At 73.0% G+C, this 20,345-nt stretch carries 18 protein-coding genes; 7 read left to right on the forward strand and 11 right to left on the reverse strand.

The genetic code is table 11. The features are described from left to right. Positions 1 to 69: 69 nt before the first annotated feature. Together OHU34_RS33535 and OHU34_RS33540 are read right to left on the reverse strand one after the other, a co-directional pair. Positions 70 to 2,466 (reverse strand): helix-hairpin-helix domain-containing protein, encoded by a 2,397-nt coding sequence (locus tag OHU34_RS33535; RefSeq protein ID WP_405769884.1) that lies wholly within the window; start codon positions 2,464 to 2,466, stop codon positions 70 to 72. Beyond that, positions 2,463 to 3,449, reverse strand: a complete 987-nt coding sequence (locus OHU34_RS33540) for an aldo/keto reductase (RefSeq protein WP_142269510.1) — start codon at positions 3,447 to 3,449, stop codon at positions 2,463 to 2,465. The genes OHU34_RS33535 and OHU34_RS33540 overlap by 4 nt, the downstream gene beginning before the upstream one ends. Before the next feature lie 199 nt (positions 3,450 to 3,648). Between OHU34_RS33540 and OHU34_RS33545 the strand changes: the two genes are divergently transcribed. Next, a complete protein-coding gene (locus OHU34_RS33545; RefSeq protein WP_142269509.1) occupies positions 3,649 to 4,704 on the forward strand; it encodes an LLM class F420-dependent oxidoreductase in 1,056 nt (351 codons plus the stop codon). Between the two features lie 242 nt (positions 4,705 to 4,946). Next, a complete protein-coding gene (locus OHU34_RS33550) occupies positions 4,947 to 5,735 on the forward strand; it encodes a ferritin-like domain-containing protein (protein WP_142269508.1) in 789 nt (262 codons plus the stop codon). 34 nt (positions 5,736 to 5,769) lie between these two features. On the opposite strand, the gene corA is transcribed toward OHU34_RS33550, so the two are convergent. Further along, positions 5,770 to 6,765: a magnesium/cobalt transporter CorA gene (gene corA, locus OHU34_RS33555; protein ID WP_200840053.1), complete on the reverse strand. Its 996-nt coding sequence runs from the start codon at positions 6,763 to 6,765 to the stop codon at positions 5,770 to 5,772. A gap of 62 nt (positions 6,766 to 6,827) precedes the next feature. On the opposite strand from corA, the gene OHU34_RS33560 reads away from it, so the two are divergent. From OHU34_RS33560 to mshC, 4 genes are all read left to right on the forward strand, one after another. Then, a complete protein-coding gene (locus OHU34_RS33560; RefSeq protein ID WP_230196382.1) occupies positions 6,828 to 7,514 on the forward strand; it encodes a histidine phosphatase family protein in 687 nt (228 codons plus the stop codon). Positions 7,515 to 7,625: 111 nt separating this feature from the next. Continuing rightward, positions 7,626 to 8,216 carry a DUF3090 domain-containing protein gene (locus OHU34_RS33565; protein ID WP_020128287.1) on the forward strand — a complete coding sequence of 197 codons (591 nt, stop codon included), beginning with the start codon at positions 7,626 to 7,628 and terminating at the stop codon, positions 8,214 to 8,216. Further along, entirely contained in the window at positions 8,180 to 9,013 is an 834-nt protein-coding gene (locus OHU34_RS33570; protein ID WP_230196383.1) for an SCO1664 family protein, read from the forward strand. Before OHU34_RS33565 ends, OHU34_RS33570 begins: the two co-directional genes overlap by 37 nt. A 130-nt stretch (positions 9,014 to 9,143) precedes the next feature. Beyond that, positions 9,144 to 10,373, forward strand: coding sequence for a cysteine--1-D-myo-inosityl 2-amino-2-deoxy-alpha-D-glucopyranoside ligase (mshC, locus tag OHU34_RS33575; protein WP_142269504.1), 1,230 nt, complete (start codon positions 9,144 to 9,146; stop codon positions 10,371 to 10,373). A gap of 97 nt (positions 10,374 to 10,470) precedes the next feature. On the opposite strand, the gene OHU34_RS33580 is transcribed toward mshC, so the two are convergent. The 8 genes from OHU34_RS33580 to OHU34_RS33615 form a co-directional block, all read right to left on the reverse strand. Continuing rightward, on the reverse strand, positions 10,471 to 11,406 hold the full coding sequence (locus OHU34_RS33580) for a PAC2 family protein (RefSeq protein WP_142269503.1): 936 nt from the start codon (positions 11,404 to 11,406) through the stop codon (positions 10,471 to 10,473). 192 nt (positions 11,407 to 11,598) lie between these two features. Beyond that, a complete protein-coding gene (locus OHU34_RS33585) occupies positions 11,599 to 12,270 on the reverse strand; it encodes a FadR/GntR family transcriptional regulator (RefSeq protein ID WP_142269502.1) in 672 nt (223 codons plus the stop codon). An 88-nt stretch (positions 12,271 to 12,358) separates the two neighbouring features. After that, entirely contained in the window at positions 12,359 to 13,654 is a 1,296-nt protein-coding gene (locus OHU34_RS33590) for an amidohydrolase (protein WP_405769889.1), read from the reverse strand. After that, complete coding sequence (locus OHU34_RS33595; protein WP_405769892.1) at positions 13,651 to 14,409, reverse strand: nucleoside phosphorylase; 759 nt, start codon at positions 14,407 to 14,409, stop codon at positions 13,651 to 13,653. The genes OHU34_RS33590 and OHU34_RS33595 overlap by 4 nt, the downstream gene beginning before the upstream one ends. Continuing rightward, positions 14,406 to 15,272 carry an ABC transporter permease gene (locus tag OHU34_RS33600; RefSeq protein ID WP_142269499.1) on the reverse strand — a complete coding sequence of 289 codons (867 nt, stop codon included), beginning with the start codon at positions 15,270 to 15,272 and terminating at the stop codon, positions 14,406 to 14,408. Before OHU34_RS33600 ends, OHU34_RS33595 begins: the two co-directional genes overlap by 4 nt. Continuing rightward, positions 15,272 to 16,318: an ABC transporter permease gene (locus tag OHU34_RS33605; RefSeq protein WP_142269498.1), complete on the reverse strand. Its 1,047-nt coding sequence runs from the start codon at positions 16,316 to 16,318 to the stop codon at positions 15,272 to 15,274. Before OHU34_RS33605 ends, OHU34_RS33600 begins: the two co-directional genes overlap by 1 nt. Next, a complete protein-coding gene (locus OHU34_RS33610) occupies positions 16,315 to 17,871 on the reverse strand; it encodes an ABC transporter ATP-binding protein (RefSeq protein WP_230196387.1) in 1,557 nt (518 codons plus the stop codon). The genes OHU34_RS33605 and OHU34_RS33610 overlap by 4 nt, the downstream gene beginning before the upstream one ends. After that, on the reverse strand, positions 17,852 to 18,907 hold the full coding sequence (locus OHU34_RS33615) for a BMP family ABC transporter substrate-binding protein (RefSeq protein WP_142269496.1): 1,056 nt from the start codon (positions 18,905 to 18,907) through the stop codon (positions 17,852 to 17,854). The genes OHU34_RS33610 and OHU34_RS33615 overlap by 20 nt, the downstream gene beginning before the upstream one ends. A 381-nt stretch (positions 18,908 to 19,288) precedes the next feature. On the opposite strand from OHU34_RS33615, the gene mtnA reads away from it, so the two are divergent. Then, positions 19,289 to 20,320 carry an S-methyl-5-thioribose-1-phosphate isomerase gene (mtnA, locus tag OHU34_RS33620; protein ID WP_142269495.1) on the forward strand — a complete coding sequence of 344 codons (1,032 nt, stop codon included), beginning with the start codon at positions 19,289 to 19,291 and terminating at the stop codon, positions 20,318 to 20,320. Positions 20,321 to 20,345 lie beyond the last annotated feature (25 nt).

The following is a 20,345-nucleotide window of genomic DNA, read 5'->3' on the forward strand; positions in this document are numbered from 1 at the left end:
AAGCCTCCGGGTCTGCGTGACGGCGGCGGTCCCGAGGGGAAGAGACCCTCGGGACCGCCGCCGTTCGCGCTACTCGGCCGCCGGGACCTGGGTGCGCAACAGCACCGGAAGCCGGGTCGTGCGGGGCTTCGCCGGGACCTCGGCGACGGCCTTCGGCAGGGCCTGCTCCACGCCGTGCACCACGGACAGATGGCGCTCCCCCCGGCCGAACGCCGTGTAGACCCAGGGGCGTGAGAGCGCCTGCCCGGCGTCCCCGGGCAGCACCACGACCGCCGCGGGCCACCGGCTGCCCACGGCCTGGTGCGCGGTCAGCGCCCACCCGTGCCGTACGGCCTGTTCCACCCGCTCCCTCGGCACGACCACCGGTCCGTCGGCGCAGGACAGGTGCAGCCCCTCCGCGTCGGCCGTCACCACCCGGCCGGGCACCGTACGGCCCGGCGCGGGCGAGTAGGCGATCCGGTCGCCGGGGTCGAAGCCGCCGAACCGGCCGGGGCCGGGATTGAGCCGTTCCTTGAGGGCGGCGTTCAGCGCGCGCGTGCCGGCCGCGCCGCCGTGCCCCGGGGTGATGGCCACCGTCTCCTCGGGGGTGATCCCGAAGGCCCGCGGCACCGAGTCGGCGACGAGCTGCACCGTCCGGTGCACGGCCTCGCCCGCCTCGCGCACCGGCACGATCACGATCTCCTTGCCGGGCGCGTCCACCTGGTTCAGCTCGCCGATGCCGACGCCGGAGACGAGTTCACCGATCGGTCCCGGGTCGGGTGTGCGCGAGGCGACCTGCGGGCAGGCGCGCGCCGCGAGCAGATCGGCGAAGACCCGGCCCGGACCGGCCGACCACAGCACCGCCGGATCACCGCTGAGCACCAGCCGCGCCCCGTCCGGCAGCGACTCCACCAGCATCGCGGCGCTCTCCACGTCCAGTTGCGGCGCGTCGAGCAGGACCAGCAGGTCGAGGGCGAAGGCCCCGTCGGCGTCCCGCCCCGGACCCTCGGTGCCGGCGAGCAGCCCGGGGACGGTCACGACGGCGCCTTCCTCTGCCCGCTCGCCGAGCAGAGCAGCGAACCGCTGCCGCCCGTCCGGTGTGTGGCAGGCCGCGACCGCGCGCAGGCCCAGGGTCCGGGCCGCGCTGAGCAGCGCCGCCGGTTCGGCCCGGGAGGCGTCGCCGCCGGTGTGCAGCACCAGGCCGTGTCCGGCGACCGCGCGCAGCAGTTCGGCCGTACTGCCGGACGCGCCGGCCGTCACCGACTCCCACCGCGCGGAGTCCTCCTTGGCCAGGGAGTTGACCACCCGGGCCAGGGCGTCGGCGAGGCTCTCCTCGGCCAGCGCGTACCGCTCCAGGCCCACCAGGACACGGACCGGCCGGGACTCCTCGCCGTCTTCCCCGCTCTCGTCCCCGCCGTCACCGGCGTTCGTGTCGTTCGCGTTGTTCTCGGCGGGCCCCTCGGACTGACCGGACCGGGCGGCGTCCACGGAGTCCAGGGCGTCCTGGAAGACGAGGGCCTCGCCCTCGGCCAGCGCGCTCTGCACGGCCGCCTCGGCGTCCGGCACGGCCTGCCGGCCGAGGGCGGCGGTGAGCGTCGGCAACTCCAGGGCGGTGTGCCCGGCCAGGGCGGCCTGTTCCAGCAGCCAGACCGTCACCGCGCGGCCGCGCCGTTCGTCGTCGGGGGCGCACTGAGGGCCTAGCAGCGCCCGCGCGAACCCGTCGGCCTGCTCGGGACGCACCCCGGGGACGCGCAGCAACTGCCACGGGTCCTCGCGCAGCAGATCCTCGGCGCCCTCACCGAGCGCGGCGGCGGTCTGCGGCGCGAGTGTCTCGGGGGCGCCGCCGTCGGAGAGCACGTGACGCACGCCCTCGACGGCCTCCGCCGCGGGCGTTGCCGCGGCGGCCGCCGTCGGTACGGAGGGCACCGGCTGGGGACGGCTGACCGGCTCCGGGGCGGGGCGGCGCGGGGCGGGCGCCGGCTCGGCGAACACGGTGGCCGGGGGCTTGGCCCCGCCCTCCACCGCGCGCACCGCCGCCAGCAGGTCGGCGGCCTTCCCGCTCAGCTTGGTCCCGCTGGCGATCGGCTCCGCCTTCTCGGCCCGACGCCGCTCGATCCGCTCCCGCTCGAGCTTCTGCGCGGCGAGCTCGGCCTGCGCCTCGGAGAGCTGCGCGGCCGCTTCGGCTTCGGCGTCGGCCTTGCCCGCTTCCGTCCCTGCTGCTGCTTCAGCTGCTGCTTCTGTCCCGTCCTCTGTCTCCGCTGCCGGGTTTTCGTCTGCGGCGAGTGTCTCCTCGCCTTCGCCGTTGCTCACGCCCTCAGCGTCGCGCGCGGGAGGGGTGTCGTCGTCGCTCGTCGAAGCGCTGTCCGCGGGCGCCGGTTCGGGCTGCGCCTTCGCGGTGCCGTCCGGGCTCCCGGGCTCCTCGGCGGCGTCCGGCGTCGCCGGTCCGGCGTTCTCGGTGCTCTCCGGGGGAACCGGCTCCGTGCTCACAGCGTGCTCCAGTCGTGATCGGGATAGCGGTGCACGGGCGCCGACACATCGTCGAGGGCCCGGCAGATCTCGTCAGGAAGACTAAGGGCCTCCACTGACAATGCGGCCGTGAGCTGCTGCGCGTTGCGCGCGCCGACGATCGGGGCGGCCACGCCGGGCCGATCGCGGACCCAGGCGAGGGCGACCTGGAGCGGCGTCACCGCCAGCCCGTCCGCGGCGGTCGCGACGGCGTCCACGATGCGGCTCGCGGTGTCGTCGAGATACGGCTCCACGAAGAGCCCGAAGTGGTCCGAGGCGCCGCGCGAGTCGGGCGGCAGGGCATCGCCCCGGTACTTGCCGGTGAGGACGCCGCGGCCCAGCGGAGAGGAGGGCAGCAGGCCGATGCCCAGATCCAGGGCGGCCGGCAGCACCTCGCGCTCGACGCCGCGTTGCAGCAGCGAGTACTCCATCTGCGTCGCCGCGAGGCGGGTCCGGGTGCCCGGCGCGGAGAGCTGCCAGGTGGCCGCCTTGGCGAGCTGCCAGCCGCAGAAGTTGGAGACCCCGGCGTATCTGGCGCGGCCGCTGGTGACAGCGATGTCGAGGGCCTGGAGGGTCTCCTCCAGCGGGGTGCCGGGGTCGAAGGCGTGCACCTGCCACAGGTCGACGTGATCCGTGCCCAGCCGGGCCAGCGAGGCGTCCAGGGCGGCGAGGAGGTGCCCCCGGGAGCCGTCGTAGCGGCGGTCCGGGTCGGGGACGCTGCCCGCCTTGGTCGAGATGATCAGGTCCCGGCGCGGCACCAGGCCCTCCAACAGCCGTCCGAGCAGATACTCGGCGTCCCCGTCGCCGTAGACGTCGGCCGTGTCGACGAGGGTCCCGCCCGCCTCCCAGAACGTCTTCATGACGTCCGCGGCGTCGTGCTCGTCGGTGTCGCGGCCCCAGGTCAGGGTGCCGAGCCCGATGCGGGACACACGCAGGCCGGTGCGGCCGAGATGCCTCTGCTCCATGGATGCCGAGATTACTGGCCAGAGATGGGCAGTGGGTTGCCTGTGGATAACCGAATTTCCGGGAGGGGGAGCCGAGTTCCGCAGGCCGGGGCCCCGGCTCCGGTCGGCGCGACCCTCGCCACACCGGCCTCCCGGGCCCCCGGCCCCCGCGCTAAGGTCTCCGCAACAGCGTCGTTACTGATCAGTAAGGGGATCGGCCATGCAGCTCGGGATCAACCTCGGCTACTGGGGTGCCGGAATGGACGGCGACAACCTCGCCGTCGCCCAGGAGGCCGACCGCCTCGGATACGCCGTCTGCTGGGCCGCCGAGGCCTACGGCTCCGACGCGGCCACCGTGCTCACCTGGGTGGCCGCGCAGACCGAGCGCATCGACGTCGGCTCGGCGATCTTCCAGATCCCGGCCCGCCAGCCGGCGATGACCGCGATGACCGCCGCCACCCTCGACTCGCTCTCCGGCGGCCGTTTCCGCCTCGGCCTCGGTGTCTCGGGGCCGCAGGTCTCCGAGGGCTGGTACGGCGTCAAGTTCGACAAGCCGCTGTCCCGCACCCGCGAGTACGTGGAGATCGTCCGCAAGGCGATGACGCGGGAGCGGCTGTCGTACGACGGAGAGCACTGGACACTGCCGCTGCCGGGCGGCCCGGGCAAGCCGATCAAGCTGACCGTGCACCCGGAGCGCGAGCACATCCCGCTGTACATCGCCGCGATCGGCCCGAAGAACCTGGAGCAGACCGGCGAGATCGCCGACGGCGCCCTGCTCATCTTCCCGTCCGCCGAGCACCTCGAGGACACCGCGATCAAGCACCTGCGGGCCGGGCGCGAGAAGGCCGGCAAGACCCTGGAGGGCTTCGACGTCTGCCCGACGCTGCCGCTGGCCCTCGGCGACGACAAGGACGTCGAGCGGCTCGCCGACACCTTCCGTCCCTACACCGCGCTGTACGTCGGCGGCATGGGCAGCCGCAAGCAGAACTTCTACAACCAGCTCGCGCGCCGCATGGGCTACGAGGCCGCGGCCGACGAGATCCAGGACAAGTACCTGTCCGGTGACAAGCAGGGCGCCGCGGCCGCCGTGCCGCACGAGCTGATCGACCGGACCACGCTGCTGGGTTCGGTGGAGCGGATCGCCGACCGGATGAAGGCCTACGCGGCGGCCGGCGTCACGACCCTCACCCTCGCCCCCGCGGGCTTCACCCTGGACGAGCGCCTCGCCTCGCTGCGGGCCGGCGCGCAGGCCATCGAGCTCGCCGGCCTGAGCTAGCCGGGACGGGGACCTCCGGGAATTTCAGCGGCCGTGGTGGGGGCTCGGGGGTCTTCCCCGCCACGGCCGTCATGCGGAACAACGCGCCACGCGGCGCGTGGTTACGCTCCCGGGCCGACTCCTCGGGTACCTCTTTCGGCGGAGTTGTCGGACACAGCTGTTGCACCGCCTCCCCTGCCGCATTTGACTCGTTCCTTGCGGAATGCTGCGGAATCCTGCGCAATGCGGAGAGGTGCCCCACGATGCTTTCGGCCAAGAGTCTGTTCCAGGAGATCATCGACAACGACGAGTCCTTCGCGCTCTTCTGTTCCATCGCCGCCGGCGGCGAGTCGCAGGGCGGCTGGGAGAACGCCCGGATCGCCGCGCTCGTCCCGCAGAGCGAACACCACCTCGCTCCCAAGATCGCCCGGCACGGCGCCGACGAGGACAAGCACGGGCGGATCTTCAACGCCCTGATGCGCAAGCGCGGGCTCGCCCCCGTGCCCGTCCCGCGCGACACCGACTACACGATGCTTCTGGAGCGCGCCGGTATCGGCCTCGCGCACGACCGGCTCCGCGCCGACCATCCACTGACCGCGCACGACATCGTCACCTACCTCGCCCACAGCCGGGTCACCGAACAGCGGGCCGCCGAGCAGATGGCGCTGCTGCGCAAGCACTTCGCCGACCACCCCGACCTCGGCCGCGCGGTGAAGATGATCTCGAACGACGAGGACAACCACCTCGCCTACTGCCACGAGGAACTGCTGCGCCTCGCCCGCGCCGGGCACGGCCGCGCCATCCAGCAGACGCTCCGCCGGTGCGCGCTCGCCGAGATCCGGATCTACCGCGACGTGAGCCTGGCCGTCATGGCCCACATGGGAGACATCCTCGGCTGGCCGAGGGCCAGGTCGGCGCTCCTCGCGGCCGGCATCCACGCCTTGTACGCGTGGGAGCGGTTCGCGGGCTGGCGGCGGATGGTCCGCCTGGAGATGCCCGAGCGCCGCGACGCGCTCGGCGGTCCGGCGGTCCCGGCTCCCGAGTACGCCTGACCCCCGCGCGCGCCGGCCGGCCCCGCAGCCGTCCCTAGAGCCATCCCCGATGCTTGAACAGTCGGTACAGCAGCACCTCGAGCCCGGCCATCAGCGCGATCACCGCCGGATACGACCACACCCACCGCAGCTCCGGCATGTGCTCGAAGTTCATGCCGTAGATGCCCGCGATCATCGTGGGGACCGCGGCCATCGCCGCCCACGCCGAGATCTTCCGCATGTCGTCGTTCTGCCGGACGCTCATCTGCGCCAGATGCGCCGAGAGGATGTCCGTGACCAGCCGGTCCAGCCCTTCCACGGACTCGTTCACCCGCGTGAGGTGGTCGCTGATGTCACGGAAGAAGGGACGTGCCCGGTCGTCCACGAAGGGCACCCCCGGGCCGGACACGCTGGTGCCGGTCAGCCGGGTCAGCGGCGGCCCCAGCGGGCCGGTCGCCCGGCGGAACTCCAGGATCTGCCGCTTGAACCGGTAGATCCGCGACGCGGTGTTCCGTGTGCCGCCGCCGTCCGGCGAGAACACCTCCGCCTCCAGCTCCTCCAGGTCCGTCTGGAGCTCCGTGGCCACGTCCAGGTAGTGGTCCACCGTGGCGTCGGCGATCGCGTACACCACCGCCGTGGGGCCCTTGGCGAGCAGCTGCGGCTCGCGTTCGAGCCGGTGCCGTACGGCGGCCAGCGGAGCGCCCTCGCCGTGCCGGACGGTCACCACGAAGCCGTCACCGAGGAAGACCATCACCTCACCGGACGAGACCGAGTCGCTCTCGGGCTCGTAGACGACCGGCTTGAACACCAGGAAGAGCGAGTCGTCGTAGATCTCCAGTTTGGGCCGCTGGTGGGCCTTCAGGGCGTCCTCGACGGCGAGCGGGTGCAGGCCGAACTCGTGCGTGACGTGGTCGAACTCCTTCTCCGTGGGCTCGTGCAGCCCGATCCACACGAATCCGCCCGCGGCCCGTGCCTCGGCCAGGGCGTCCGAGAAGTCCTCCGGGCCCTCCGTACGGTGCCCGTCACGATAGACAGCGCAGTCGACGATCACTCGGCGCATTCTCCCTTCGGATGCTCACCGGCGCACGACCGCGTGCGCCTACCCTGGGCCGCATGCCCACGTTGATCCTCGTCCGGCACGGCCGGTCCACCGCCAACACCTCCGGACTGCTCGCCGGCTGGACGCCCGGCGTCGCCCTCGACGAGCGGGGAGCCGCGCAGGCGGCAGCCCTGCCCGGGCGGCTCGACGCGCTGCCGATCGCCGAGGTCGTCGCAAGCCCCCTCCAACGCTGCCAGGAGACGATCCGGCCGCTCCTCGAGGCCCGCCCCGGGCTGCGCGCCCACACCGACGAGCGGATCGGGGAGTGCCATTACGGCGACTGGTCCGGGCGCAAGCTCGCCGAGCTGACGGACGAGCCCCTGATGGAGGTCGTACAGGCGCACCCCTCCGCCGCCGCGTTCCCCGGCGGCGAGTCCATGCGGGCCATGCAGACCCGCGCCGCCGAGGCGGTGCGGGAGTGGAACGCGCGCGTGGAGCGCGACCACGGCGCCGACGCCGTCTATCTGATGTGCTCGCACGGCGACATCATCAAGTCGCTCGTGGCGGACGCCCTCGGGCTTCATCTCGACCTCTTCCAGCGGATCTCCGTGGAACCGTGTTCCGTCACCGCGATCCGTTACACCCGGCTGCGCCCTTTTCTCGTGCGCCTCGGCGACACCGGCGACTTCGCGTCGCTCGCCCCGCGCGAGGAGCCGCCGGCCGGGGACGCGACGGTCGGGGGTGGTGCGGGCGCACCGTGATCGTCGGCCGCAGTAGGGTGAAGCGGTCCGCAAACGCGCGCGTACCCGCAGGGACGTTCCCCCACTCGTTCCCCGGCCCACGATGACCCACGATTCCCATGGAGACAGGACGTGTCCCGTCAGGTGTTCCTCTACGACCCCCCGGACCGCTTCGTGGCCGGTACGGTCGGACTGCCCGGGCGCCGTACCTTCTTCCTCCAGGCCACCGCCGGCTCCCGAGTGACCAGCGTGGCCCTGGAGAAGACCCAGGTCGCCGCGCTCGCCGAGCGCATGGACGAACTGCTGGACGAGGTCGTGCGCCGGACCGGCGGCAGCGCCCCCGTGCCCGCGATGTCGCCCGCCGAGAACACCGACACGGCTCCCCTCGACACACCGATCGAGGAGGAGTTCCGGGTCGGCACCATGGCCCTCGCCTGGGACGGCGAGGAACAGCGCATGATCGTCGAGGCGCAGGCGCTCGTGGAACTCGACGCGGACTCCGAGGAGGACCTCGCCGAGGCCGAGGAGAAACTCCTCCAGGACGAGGAGAACGGGCCCCCGATGCTGCGGGTCCGGCTCAGCGGCGCGCAGGCGAGGGCCTTCGCCAAGCGTGCCCTCGACGTCGTCAACGCGGGCCGGCCGCCGTGCCCGCTGTGCAGCCTGCCGCTCGATCCGGAAGGACACGTATGTCCGCGCCAGAACGGATACCGCCGGGGGGCGTGACGACCACCGACCCCGCCGCCGCCGAGCTCCTCGCGCGCGGAGAGCTCACCGTCCGCGGGCGCATCCGCGACGCCTCCAACGCGGCCCTGTACTGCACCGTCGTGCACGAGGGCCGCGAGGCCGCCTGCGTCTACAAGCCCGTCGCCGGGGAGCGGCCGCTGTGGGACTTCCCCGACGGCAACCTCGCCCAGCGCGAGGTCGCCGCCTACGAGGTCTCCGAGGCGACCGGCTGGGGCCTCGTGCCGCCCACCGTGCTGCGCGAGGGGCCGTACGGCGAGGGCATGTGCCAGCTGTGGATCGAGACGGCCCCGGAGGCCGACCTGCTCGCCCTGGTGGACGCGCAGGAGCCCGAGCCGGGCTGGAGGGCGATCGGCTTCGCCGAGGTCGGCGAGGGCCGCACCGCGCTGCTCGTGCACGCCGACGACGAACGGCTGCGGCGGCTGGCCGTCCTCGACGCGGTGATCAACAACGCCGACCGCAAGGGCGGCCATCTGCTGCCCACCGCCGACGGCCGGCTGTACGGCATCGACCACGGGGTCACCTTCAACGCCGAGAACAAGCTGCGTACGCTCCTGTGGGGCTGGGCGGGGGAGCCTCTGACCGGCGAGGCCGTCGACGTGCTCAAGGGCCTCAGAGGCGCCCTGGAGCCCGGCGGACGGCTGGCGGTGATCCTGGCCGCGCTCATCACCCCCGCCGAGGTCGACGCCACGCGCGCGCGTGCCGACGCGCTGCTGGAGGCCGGGAAGCACCCGGAGCCGAGCGGCGACTGGCCGGCCATCCCCTGGCCCCCGGTCTGACCCGTCCGGCATGGCGGCCGCCCCGCACCGGCCCACACGCATGCCGGACGGGGTCACACAAGAGGGCCTTCCCGGCCATCCGGCGTGCTCCGGTTCGTATACGCAACTTCCGTCCGGTTAGGCTCATGACATGCATGCCTGGCCCGCTTCCGAGGTCCCCGCCCTGCCTGGTCAGGGCCGCGACCTGAGGATCCACGACACCGCGACCGGCGGCTTGGTCTCCCTCGCCCCCGGTCCCGTCGCCCGTATCTACGTCTGCGGCATCACGCCGTACGACGCGACCCACATCGGTCACGCGGCGACCTACAACGCGTTCGACCTCGTTCAGCGCGTGTGGCTCGACACCAAGCGGCAGGTTCACTACGTCCAGAACGTCACCGACGTCGACGACCCGCTCCTGGAGCGGGCCGAACGCGACGGCGTCGACTGGGTCGCCCTCGCCGAGAAGGAGACGGCGCTCTTCCGCGAGGACATGACGGCCCTGCGGATGCTGCCGCCGCGGCACTACATAGGCGCCGTCGAGGCGATACCCGGCATCGTCCCGCTCGTCGAGCGGCTGCGGGACGCCGGCGCCGCCTACGAGCTCGAAGGCGACGTCTACTTCTCCGTCGAGTCCGACCCGAACTTCGGCCGGGTCTCGGGCCTGGACGCGGCCGCCATGCGGCTGCTCTCCGCCGAGCGCGGCGGCGACCCCGACCGCCCCGGCAAGAAGAACCCGCTCGACCCGATGCTCTGGATGGCGGCCCGTGAGGGCGAGCCCAGCTGGGACGGCGGCTCGCTCGGCCGCGGCCGGCCGGGCTGGCACATCGAGTGCGTGGCCATCGCCCTGGATCACCTCGGGATGGGCTTCGACGTGCAGGGCGGCGGCTCCGACCTCGCCTTCCCGCACCACGAGATGGGCGCCTCCCACGCCCAGGCGCTGACCGGCGAGTTCCCCATGGCCCAGGCGTACGTCCACGCCGGCATGGTCGCCCTGGACGGCGAGAAGATGTCCAAGTCCCGGGGCAACCTCGTCTTCGTCTCGAAGCTGCGCCAGGACGGCGTCGACCCCGCCGCCATCCGCCTCACCCTCCTCGCCCACCACTACCGGGCCGACTGGGAGTGGACCGACCAGGTCCTCGTCGACGCCGAGGCCCGGCTCGGGCGCTGGCGTGCCGCCGTCTCCCGGCCCGACGGGCCGCCCGCCGAGGCGCTCGTCGAGGAGATCCGCGAGGCGCTCGGCAACGACCTCGACGCCCCGGCCGCGCTCGCCGCCGTCGACCGCTGGGCGGCGCTCCAGCAGGAGCACGGCGGTACGGACATCGGTGCCCCCGGCGTCGTCTCGCGGGCCGTGGACGCGCTGCTGGGCGTGGCGCTGTAGCCGAAGGCGCCCGTACCGGGTGCCTTGCACCGGGTACGACGAGGGGCGGTGCGCCGATGCGCACCGCCCCTCTCGGTCCTCTGTCCTGCCCGGTGTCCTAGTCCTCCGAGGAATCGCTGTCGTCGGAGGCGTCGCCGCTCGGTTTCGGCGGCTTCGGGGGCCGGGTCCGCTCCCCGGGGTCCGGCGGACCGCCGCCGTCCCGGCGCCGCAGATAGCGCTCGAACTCGCGGGCGATCGCCTCGCCCGACGCCTCCGGCAGCTCCGCGGTGTCCCGCGCCTCCTCCAGCGTCTGCACGTACTCGGCGACCTCGGTGTCCTCCGCGGCCAGCTGGTCCACGCCGACCTGCCAGGCGCGCGCGTCCTCGGGCAGCTCGCCCAGCGGGATGCGCACGTCGATCAGGTCCTCCAGCCGGTTGAGGAGGGCCAGCGTCGCCTTCGGGTTCGGCGGCTGCGAGACGTAGTGCGGCACGGCCGCCCAAAGGCTCACCGCGGGCACCCCCGCGTGCGTGCACGCCTCCTGGAGGACGCCGACGATGCCCGTGGGGCCCTCGTACTTGGTCTCCTCCAGGTCCATCCGCTGCGCCAGGTCCGCGTCGGACGTGGTCCCGCTGATCGGCACCGGACGCGTGTGCGGGGTGTCACCGAGCAGGGCGCCCAGGATGACCACCAGCTCCACACCCAACTCGTGCGCGAAGCCCAGCAGCTCGTTGCAGAACGAGCGCCAGCGCATGGACGGTTCGATGCCGCGGACGAGCACCAGGTCGCGCGGCTTGTCGCCGCCGACGCGGACGACCGACAACCTTGTCGTCGGCCACGTGATCTTGCGCACGCCGGCGTCCATCCACACCGTGGGGCGGTTCACCTGGAAGTCGTAGTAGTCCTCGGCGTCCAGCGCCGCGAACACCTCGCCCTTCCACTCCCGCTCCAGGTGCCCGACCGCGGTGGAGGCGGCGTCGCCGGCATCGTTCCAGCCCTCGAACGCGGCCACCATGACCGGGTCGATCAGCTCGGGAACCCCCTCGAGCTCGATCACCCAGCGCCTCCTTCCGACGTGCCCTCGCTTGACCACCCAACCTTACGGCGTTCCGCGGGGGCGCTCGCAGCCCCCTTGCACGGGGGAGTGAACGGATCACTGCCCCGTTCGCCACCCCCGAACACCCCTTGCCGGACCCGACTCACGGCGTCGACGCACAGGCGGCGCACAGGGTGGGCGCACGCCGCGGACTCACAGCGTCGAGCGCAGCCACTGCTCCACGCTCGCGATGTGCACCGTCGCCCACGACCGCGCCGCCTCCGCGTCGCGGTCGCGCAGCGCCGCCAGGATCGCCCGGTGTTCGCGCAGCGTGCCGGCGACCGCGTCCTCCTGCGTCAGGCCGCGCCAGATACGCGCCCGGGTGGTGGGCCCGGACAGTCCGTCGAGCAGTGAGCACAGCACCGAGTTGCCGGCGCTCTGCACGATGCCCCGGTGGAACTCCAGGTCGCCCGCGACCAGTTCCTCCACCGAGGGATCGGCCCCGAGCTTGTCCAACTGGGCGTCGAGCGCGTCCAGTTGCTGCTCGCTGATGCGCAGGGCGGCCATCGCGGTGGCGGCCGGCTCCAGGATGCGGCGCACGGCCAGGAACTCCAGGACCGTGTCGTCGCGGTGGAAGTCGACGACGAAACTCAGCGCCTCGAGGAGCAGTTGCGGATCGAGACTGGTGACGTAGGTGCCGTCGCCCTGTCGCACGTCCAGGATCCGGATCAGCGACAGGGCGCGCACCGCCTCGCGCAGGGAGTTGCGGGACAGACCGAGATCGGCGGCCAGCTCGCTCTCCTTGGGCAGCCGGTCCCCGGGGCGCAGCGCACCCGAGACGATCATGCCCTTGATCTTCTCGATCGCCTCGTCGGTGACTGCCATGCCGGCCTCCCTGTGGTTCCTCGCCCGGACATCGGATCCAGACGTCACATCCAGACATCGGATGTCTCAGCGCCATTATGGGGGCAGATCAGAGCAGTGCCTCCAGGTCTGCGATCACCGCCCGCTCGTCGACCGTGGTCAGCCCACGATCACGCATCAGCACCCGCCCGTCGACGACGGTGTCCCGCACGTCCGACGGGTGCGCCGCGTACGCCAGCGTCGACCACGGGTCGTGGCGCGGCCGCAGATGCGGTGCGTCCAGGTCGAGGACGATCAGGTCGGCACGTTTGCCCGCCTCCAGCGAACCGAGCTGCTCGCCGAGCCCGAGCGCCCGCGCCCCCTCGATCGTCGCCATCCGTACGGCCTGCTCGGCGCCGACCGCCGTCGGATCGCCGGATGCCTTGTGCACCAGCGCCGCCTGCCGCACGGCCCCCAGCACGTCCAGCGAGTTGGAGCTGACGGCACCGTCCGTGCCCAGCCCCACCGTCACGCCCGCGCTCAGCAGCCGCGGCACGGGCGCGATGCCACAGCCCAGCTTCAGGTTCGACACCGGACAGTGGGCGACGCCCGTGCCCGTCCGGGCCAGCGCCGCGATCTCGGGCCCGGTGAGGTCGACGGCGTGCGCGAGCAGCACATCGGGGCCGAGCAGCCCGAGGGAGTCCAGCAGCTCCACCGGCCGCTTCCCGTGCTGCACCTCGACGGTGGCGACCTCGGTGGCGTTCTCGGCCGCGTGGATGTGCACCAGCGCCCCGAACTCCCGGGCCAGCGTGAAGACTTCGGTGAGCTGCCCGGGGGACAGGGTGTACGCCGAGTGCGCGAAGACGACCGGCCGGTGTCCGGGCCGGGCGGGCCCGCGCGCTTCGAGGTCGCGTCGCGCCCACCCGAGCCGCTCCTCGTACGCGATGCCGTCCGGCGGGCCGGGCACGTCCATGAAGGTGGGTCCGGTGTGCAGCCGCCAGCCCGTCTCGCGGGCCGCCTGCTCGGCCGCCTCGTGGAACCAGTACATGTCCAGCGCCGAGGTCACCCCGGCGCGCAGGCTCTCCGCGACCGCCAGCCGCACCGCCGCCGCCACGTTCCGCGGCGCCAGCAGTTCCGCCTCCCACCTCAGCACCCGCTCCAGGAAACCCTGGAGGGTCACGTCGTCGGCGCGCCCGCGCAGCAGGGTCATCGCGAGGTGGGTGTGCGTGTTGATCAGCCCGGGGAGGACGAGACAGCCGGCGGCGTCGATCTCCTCGGCCGCGGTGTGGCGCTCGCGCAGCTCCTGGGCCGGTCCCACGGCGAGGACGGCGCCCTCATGGACCGCGACCGCCCCGCCCCGGACGACGGTTCCGGCGTCGTCGACGGTCAGGACGTCGCCGCCGTGCACCAGCAGATCGATGCTCACGCCTGCTCACCTTCCGCTTCCGCGAGCAGCCGCAGCGCCTCCAGGGACACCACCGCGCCCCGTTCGACGCCGGCCGCGACGACCTCCCGGTGCGGGTCGTAGCCGCCGGTCGCCTGCTCGTCGACCAGCTCGTCGGCGTTGGCCCCGTCGATCACCAGCACACCGCCCGCGACCAGGCCGCGCAGCGAAGCCGTGACCAGCAGCGCGGACAGTTCCATCTCGATGGCGGCGAGCCCGGCGCCGGCGTAGGGGAAGAGCGGGAGCAGGCCTGGCTGGAAGGCGGCCCGGGTCCACACGACGCCCCGGTGGTGCGGGGCGCCGGCCTGGCGGGCCGCGCGCTGGAGGGCGAGGACCGCCTCGGGCGCGGACACCGCCGGGTACTCCGGGGGCAGCAGCTGATGCGTGACGCCGTCGTCGCGCACGGCCGCCTCCGCGATGACCAGGTCACCGTCCCCGATGCCCGGCTGCATCGCGCCCGCCGTACCGAACCGCACGAAGGTGCGCACCCCCGCGTCCGCCAGCTCCTGGAACAGCAGGATCGCGCCGGGCGCGCCCACCCCGTGCGAGGCGACGACGACCGGCACGCCCTTCCAGCTTCCGCTGAACACCCGGTACTCGCGGTGGTACGAGACCTCCTCGGCGCCGTCGAGGAGCGCGGCGACGGCCGCGGCGCGGGCCGGGTCGCCGACGACCACGGCGTGCGCGGGGAGACCGGCGCGCGGAATGCGGGTGACGGGCAGCAGGTCCTGCGTCATTGGACGGCTCCGGTGGTACGGGGGCGGCGACGGCGGCGGGCCGTCGTGAGGAACAGGGCGCCGAGCGTGACGACGTAGGGCGCGGCGTCGGTCGCCTGCTGCGGCAGGCCGAGACCCTGGAGGCGGAACCCGGCCGCTTCGGCGAGCCCGAACAGCAGCGCGGCGAGCAGGACGCCCAGGGGCGCGGCGCGGCCCAGCATGACGGCCACGACAGCGATCCAACCACGGCCGGCCGTCATGTTCTCCGTGAACAACGTGACGTTGCCGAGGGCGAGCTGGGCGCCCGCCAGACCGCACAGCACGCCCGACAGCAGGATCGCGCCGTACTGGTACTTCGCCGGGCTCACCCCGAGGGTGGCCGCCGCGGCGGGCGCCTCGCCGACCCCGCGCAGCCGGAGCCCCCACACGTGGCGCGACAGCAGCAGGGCGGCGACCGCGACCGCCGCCCACGACAGGTACGCGAGCGGGGTGAAGCCACCGATCAGCGGCAGCCCGGCGAGGGAGGGATCGTCGAAGGTGCCCTGCACGCCGAAGACGGTGCGCAGCAGGAAGCTGGTCAGGCCGACGGCCAGGAGGTTCATGGCGATGCCGAGGACCACCGCGTCCCCGCGCAGGGTGACCGCCCCCACGGCCAGGATCAGCGAGTAGGCGGCCGCCGCGAGGGCCGCCGCCAGGACGCCGAGCCAGGGGCTGCCGGTGAACCAGCTGGTCGCCACGGAGGTGAAGCAGCCCATCAGCATCATGCCCTCGAGGCCGATGTTGAAGACCCCGGCACGCTCGCACAGGGCGCCGCCGAGGGCCGCCAGCAGGATCGGGGTGAGCGCGCGCAGCGCCGACATGAGGAGATCGGAGTCGAGGAACATCACACCGCCTCGCTTTCGCGGGTGCGGCGGCCGAACCAGCGGCTGGGGAAGCGCAGCCGGGCCGCGAGGAACACGATCACGATCGCCTGGAGCACCTGGGTCAGTTCGCGCGGCACCTCGGTGGTGCGCTCCATCGCCAGTCCGCCGACCTGGAGGACGGCGAAGAAGAACGCGGCGACCACCGTGCCCAGCGGAGCCGCGGCGGCGAGCAGGGCCGCCGTCAGGCCGGTCCAGGTGTAGCCGGGGGCGGTGAGCGAGCCGTCCACGAAGCGGTAGGGGAAGCTCAGCACCCCGATGGCGCCCACGAGTCCGGCGAGGCCGCCGGAGAGCGCCATCAACTTCAGGGTCAGGCCCCGGCGTTCGACGCCCGCGTACGCGGAGAAGCGGGGGTTGAGGCCCGTCATGCGGATCTCGTAGCCGACGGCGGTGCGCCGGTCGGTGAACCAGTACGCGGCGGCGGCGAGCGCGACGAGGACGAGCCCGAGGGTGACCGTGGAGTCGCCGAACGCGGGCAGTGCCACCCCGTCCGGCAGCGCACGGGTCTGGGGCAGGCTGGAGCCCGGCTCCTTGAGCGGGTAGCGCGCCAGGTAGGAGGCGAGCGACACCGCCGGATAGCTGAGCAGCAGGCTGCTGACCAGCAGCGGGACCCCGAGGTGGTTTTCGCACAGGGCGGCCAGGACTGCGTACCCGGCACCCGCCGCCATCCCGGCGAGCAGGGCCAGGACCACGGTCAGGGGCGCGGGGAGCGGCGAGTAGAGACCGGTGACGGCGGCCGTGATCCCGCCGAGCACCATCTGCCCGTCACCGCCGAGGTTGATCAGCCCGGCCCGCAGCGGGATCGCCAGCGCGAGCGCCAGACCGAGCACGCTGGTGCCGGTGGTCAGGGTCGAGCCGATGCCGTCGGCGCCGAGCGCGCCGGTCACGACGGCCCGGTACGCCGTGACCGGGTCCGCGCCGGTGCCGAGCAGGAACAGCGCTCCGATGACGAGGCCCGCGAGGACGGAGAAGGTGAGGGGGGAGCGCAGGGCTCCGGATATGCGTGTCATGTCGGTGGGTTCATGTCGGTGGCCTCCACGGGGGCGCCCGCCATCGCGAGGCCCAGCGTCCGCTCGTCCGCCTCTTCCCTGGTGTACGAGGCCGCGACCCGGCCCTCGTACATGACGAGCACCCGGTCCGCGAGGCCGCGGATCTCGCTGAGCTCGGCCGAGACGAGGAGGACGGCGTGACCGGCGTCGCGGTAGGCGATCAGCTGGTCGTGGATGTTCTGGATGGCGCCGATGTCGACGCCCCGGGTCGGCTGCTCGACCAGCAACAGCGGTGCGTCATGCGCGAGTTCGCGGCCGATGAGCAGCTTCTGGAGATTGCCGCCGGACAGCGCGGAGGCCGGGACCTCGGTGGTCGCCGCCTTGATGCCGAAGCGCTCTACGAGCCGCCGGGCGTGCGCGCGGACGGCCGCCGGCGGCAGCAGGCCGCGGGCGGAGAGGGTGGTGCGGTGGTGTCCCATCGCCAGGTTGTCCGCGACCGAGGCGGCGGGTGCCGTACCGACCGCGTGCCGGTCCTCGGGGACGTAGGCGAGCCCCTTCGCACGGCGCTCGGTGGCCGAGGCGTGCGTGACGTCGTCGCCCTGGAGCGTGACCTGTCCGGCGGCGACGGGCCGCAGCCCGGCCAGCGCCTCGACCAGCTCGCTCTGGCCGTTCCCGGCGACGCCCGCGATACCGACGATCTCACCGGCGCGGACGGTGAGGTCCACATCGTGGACGGAATCCGTGCTGAACCCGGTGACCCGCAGGACTGCCCCACCGGGCGTTCCCGGTGCGTGGACACGGTCCAGTTCCACCGCGCGGCCGGTCATCGCGGCGGCGATCTCGTCGGCCGTCGTGTGGGAGGTGACCAGCCGGGCGGCGACCCGGCCGTCCCGCAGGACGGTCACCCGGTCGCTGCCCTCCAGCACCTCGCGCAGCTTGTGGGTCACGAGGACGACCGTACGGCCCTGCGCGGTCAGCGACTTGAGCACGCCGAACAGGGTGTCCGCCTCGGCCGGCGTGAGCACGGCGGTCGGCTCGTCGAGGATGAGCGTACGGGCGCCGCGATGCAGCAGCTTGAGGATCTCCACGCGCTGCCGCAGCCCGACCGGCAGGTCGCCGACCCGGGCGTCCGGGTCGACGGCCAGCCCGTGCTCCTCGGCGAGCGCACGTACCCGGCGGCGGGCCGCGGCCCGGTCCACCAGGCCGAAGCGGCGCGGTTCGGCCGCGTAGACGACGTTCTCGGCGACCGTCAGCGAGTCGAACAGCTTGAAGCTCTGGTGGACCATGCCGAGCCCCGCGGCCATGGCGTCGGAGGGGCTCGTGAAGCGCACCTCCCGCCCGTCGATCCGGATCGTTCCGGCGTCGGCGCGCTCCATGCCGTAAAGGACCGACATCAGCGTGGACTTGCCCGCGCCGTTCTCGCCCATCAGGGCGTGGATCTCACCGTGACGGACGGTCAGGTCGACGGCGTCGTTGGCGAGCGTGCCGGGGAACCGCTTGGTGATTCCCCGGAGCTCGACGGCGACGCCGGTCACGCCCGCGCCGCTCTCGGGTTCAGCCGGCGGCCGGGTCATCGACCTTCAGCTCTCCGGAGACGATCTGGTCGCGCAGCGCCTCGACCTTCGTCAGGACGTCCTTGTGGTCGGCGATCACGCACTTCGACGTGTCCACGCCGTCCTCCAGGCCGGTCAGGCTGATGCCGCCCTCCTTGAGGCCGTACGAGACGGTCGTGCCGGTCGTGCCGCCGAGGACCGACTCGATGCCCTTCTCGACGGCGATGTCCGTGCGCTTGATCACGTTGTCGACGACCGTGCCCGGCGCCGAGGAGCACTGGTTGACGTCGACGCCGTACGCGAACGCGCCCTTGGCCTTCGCGGCCTCGAAGACGCCGTAGTTGCCGGCCGCCGCAGCCGCCATGATCTGGTCGTAGCCCTTGGCCAGCAGGGTGTTCGCCTGTTCCTTGGCGCGGGCCGAGTCGTCGAACGGGGACTGGCCGCCGACGAAGCGGGTCGATGCCTGCGTCTTGGCGGCGACCTTCTTGGCGCCGGCCGCGAACGGGTCGCTGTAGCGGCGGAACTGGGGAGTGTCGAGCACGTCGACCGCGCCGACCTTGCCGGACTTGCTCAGCAGGCCCGCCTCGGCGCCGGCGAGGTAGACGCCCTCGTGCTCACGGAAGACCGCGCAGCTGACGTTCTTGAAGGTCTTGGTGGTGCACGCGTCGATGATCAGGAACTGCTGGCCCGGGTTCTTCTCGGCCTGCTGGGCGACGAGGTCGGCGAACTCGAAGCCGACGAGGACGATGACGTCCGGCTTGGCGTCCACCGCGGCCTGCACGTTCTGCTGCTGGGAGGCGGTGTCGGTGGACTCGTAGACCTTCTGGGTCCCGTCGTGCTGCTTCGCCGCGCTCTTGATGCCGGTCACCGCGAGCTTGAGGAACTCGTTCTGGCCGACGGCGTCGGGGGTGACGAGGGTGAAGGACTTGCCGCTGCCGCCGCTCGCGCCCGTGGCGGAGTCGTCCTTCTTCGCGGCGGCGTTGCAGGCGGTGGCGAGGAGCACGGTGCCGGTCGCGAGGGCGGCGAGCTGCACGGAACGACGGTGTCTGCGGGGCATCGGGGAACCTTCCGGGTATGCCGAGAGGCGCATCACGATGCTGAGGTGCGCGCGTACGGCGGGGTGAGGTGAGCGACGGTGCTCGGTGCGGCAGAGACCGCGGGGGAGGGCTGCGGGGACGGACTCAGCCGCGACAGCCGTCGCCGGCGCAGCGGCCGAAGTCGAGGAAGCGGCGCCTGGTGAGCAGCGGCATGCGATTCCCCCTTCGTCTCGTTCTGCGGGATGCCGGTATCGCCCTGCGGATGCGGGTGCTGGACTCTAACACTCGTTTCCGGACACCCGACGGGGTGTCTCGAACTGTGGTTCGTTCACCGTCCATCGACCGTTCTTCGAGGTCATGTACGGTGTCGAACACCATTGGAACATCAGGAGCGTCCCGTTATGTCCCAGGAACTGCGCGCCGTCGAGTGGACCGGAACCGGCCTCGCGCTGATCGACCAGACGGCCCTCCCGCACCGCACCACGACCGTCGATGTCCACGATGTGGACACCCTGGTCGACGCGATCCAGCGGCTGGTCGTGCGCGGCGCCCCCGCGATCGGCGCGGCGGGCGCCTACGGCGTCGCGATCGCGCTCATGGAGGGCGAGCGCGAGGGCTGGACGGACGACGAGATACGCAAGGCCGTCGCCCGCGTCCGCGAGGCCCGCCCGACCGCCGTGAACCTCATGGTGTGCGTGGACCGGGTCATGACCCGATTCGACGAGGGACTCGACGCGGTCCTAGCGGAGGCGGCCGCCGTGCAGCGCGAGGACGTCGAGGCCAACCGTGCGATGGGTGCGTTCGGCGCGGACTGGCTGCTGGAGCGGGTGGGCACGGACCGCCCGCTGCGGATCCTGACGCACTGCAACACCGGCGCGCTGGCCACCGCCGGCTGGGGCACCGCCCTCGGTGTCATCCGCGAACTGCACGCGCGCGGACGCCTCGAGGTCGTCTACGTCGACGAGACCCGCCCGCTGCTCCAGGGGTCGCGCCTGACCGCCTGGGAGCTGGTCCAGGAGGGCATAGCGCACTTCGTCCAGCCCGACGGGGCCGCCGCCGGCACCGTCCTGCGCGGCGAGGTCGACGCCGCGATCGTGGGCGCCGACCGCATCGCGGCCAACGGCGACACCGCCAACAAGGTCGGCACCGTGGGGGTCGCCCTCGCCTGCGCCGACGCGGGCATCCCGTTCCTGGTGGCGGCGCCCACCACCACGGTCGATCTCTCGACGCCGGACGGTGCCGCCATCCACATCGAACTCCGCGGCGAGGACGAGGTGCTGGAGTGGGCCGGGGTGCGGACCGCGCCCGCCGAGTCGCGCGGCCACAACCCGGCGTTCGACGTCACGCCGGGCCGGCTGGTGACGGGCCTGGTGACCGAACGGGGCGTACTGGAGGTGTCCGCGGGGCAGTTGCCCGGGGACCGGCTGCGCTGAGCCGCGCCGAGCACACCGGCTGCGC

The organism is Streptomyces sp. NBC_00080 (genome assembly GCF_045041255.1).
GTDB classification, from domain to species: Bacteria; Actinomycetota; Actinomycetes; order Streptomycetales; family Streptomycetaceae; genus Streptomyces; species Streptomyces coriariae.

Excerpts from the sequence above, each read along its gene's own strand:
- OHU34_RS33540 (WP_142269510.1), bottom strand. The coding sequence starts at position 3,449 with ATGGAGCAGAGGCATCTCGGCCGCACCGGCCTGCGTGTGTCCCGCATC.
- OHU34_RS33545 (WP_142269509.1), top strand. The coding sequence starts at position 3,649 with ATGCAGCTCGGGATCAACCTCGGCTACTGGGGTGCCGGAATGGACGGC.
- OHU34_RS33550 (WP_142269508.1), top strand. The coding sequence starts at position 4,947 with ATGCTTTCGGCCAAGAGTCTGTTCCAGGAGATCATCGACAACGACGAG.
- OHU34_RS33560 (WP_230196382.1), top strand. The coding sequence starts at position 6,828 with ATGCCCACGTTGATCCTCGTCCGGCACGGCCGGTCCACCGCCAACACC.
- OHU34_RS33570 (WP_230196383.1), top strand. The coding sequence starts at position 8,180 with ATGTCCGCGCCAGAACGGATACCGCCGGGGGGCGTGACGACCACCGAC.
- mshC (WP_142269504.1), top strand. The coding sequence starts at position 9,144 with ATGCATGCCTGGCCCGCTTCCGAGGTCCCCGCCCTGCCTGGTCAGGGC.
- OHU34_RS33585 (WP_142269502.1), bottom strand. The coding sequence starts at position 12,270 with ATGGCAGTCACCGACGAGGCGATCGAGAAGATCAAGGGCATGATCGTC.
- OHU34_RS33595 (WP_405769892.1), bottom strand. The coding sequence starts at position 14,409 with ATGACGCAGGACCTGCTGCCCGTCACCCGCATTCCGCGCGCCGGTCTC.
- OHU34_RS33600 (WP_142269499.1), bottom strand. The coding sequence starts at position 15,272 with ATGTTCCTCGACTCCGATCTCCTCATGTCGGCGCTGCGCGCGCTCACC.
- OHU34_RS33605 (WP_142269498.1), bottom strand. The coding sequence starts at position 16,318 with ATGACACGCATATCCGGAGCCCTGCGCTCCCCCCTCACCTTCTCCGTC.
- OHU34_RS33610 (WP_230196387.1), bottom strand. The coding sequence starts at position 17,871 with ATGACCCGGCCGCCGGCTGAACCCGAGAGCGGCGCGGGCGTGACCGGC.
- OHU34_RS33615 (WP_142269496.1), bottom strand. The coding sequence starts at position 18,907 with ATGCCCCGCAGACACCGTCGTTCCGTGCAGCTCGCCGCCCTCGCGACC.
- mtnA (WP_142269495.1), top strand. The coding sequence starts at position 19,289 with ATGTCCCAGGAACTGCGCGCCGTCGAGTGGACCGGAACCGGCCTCGCG.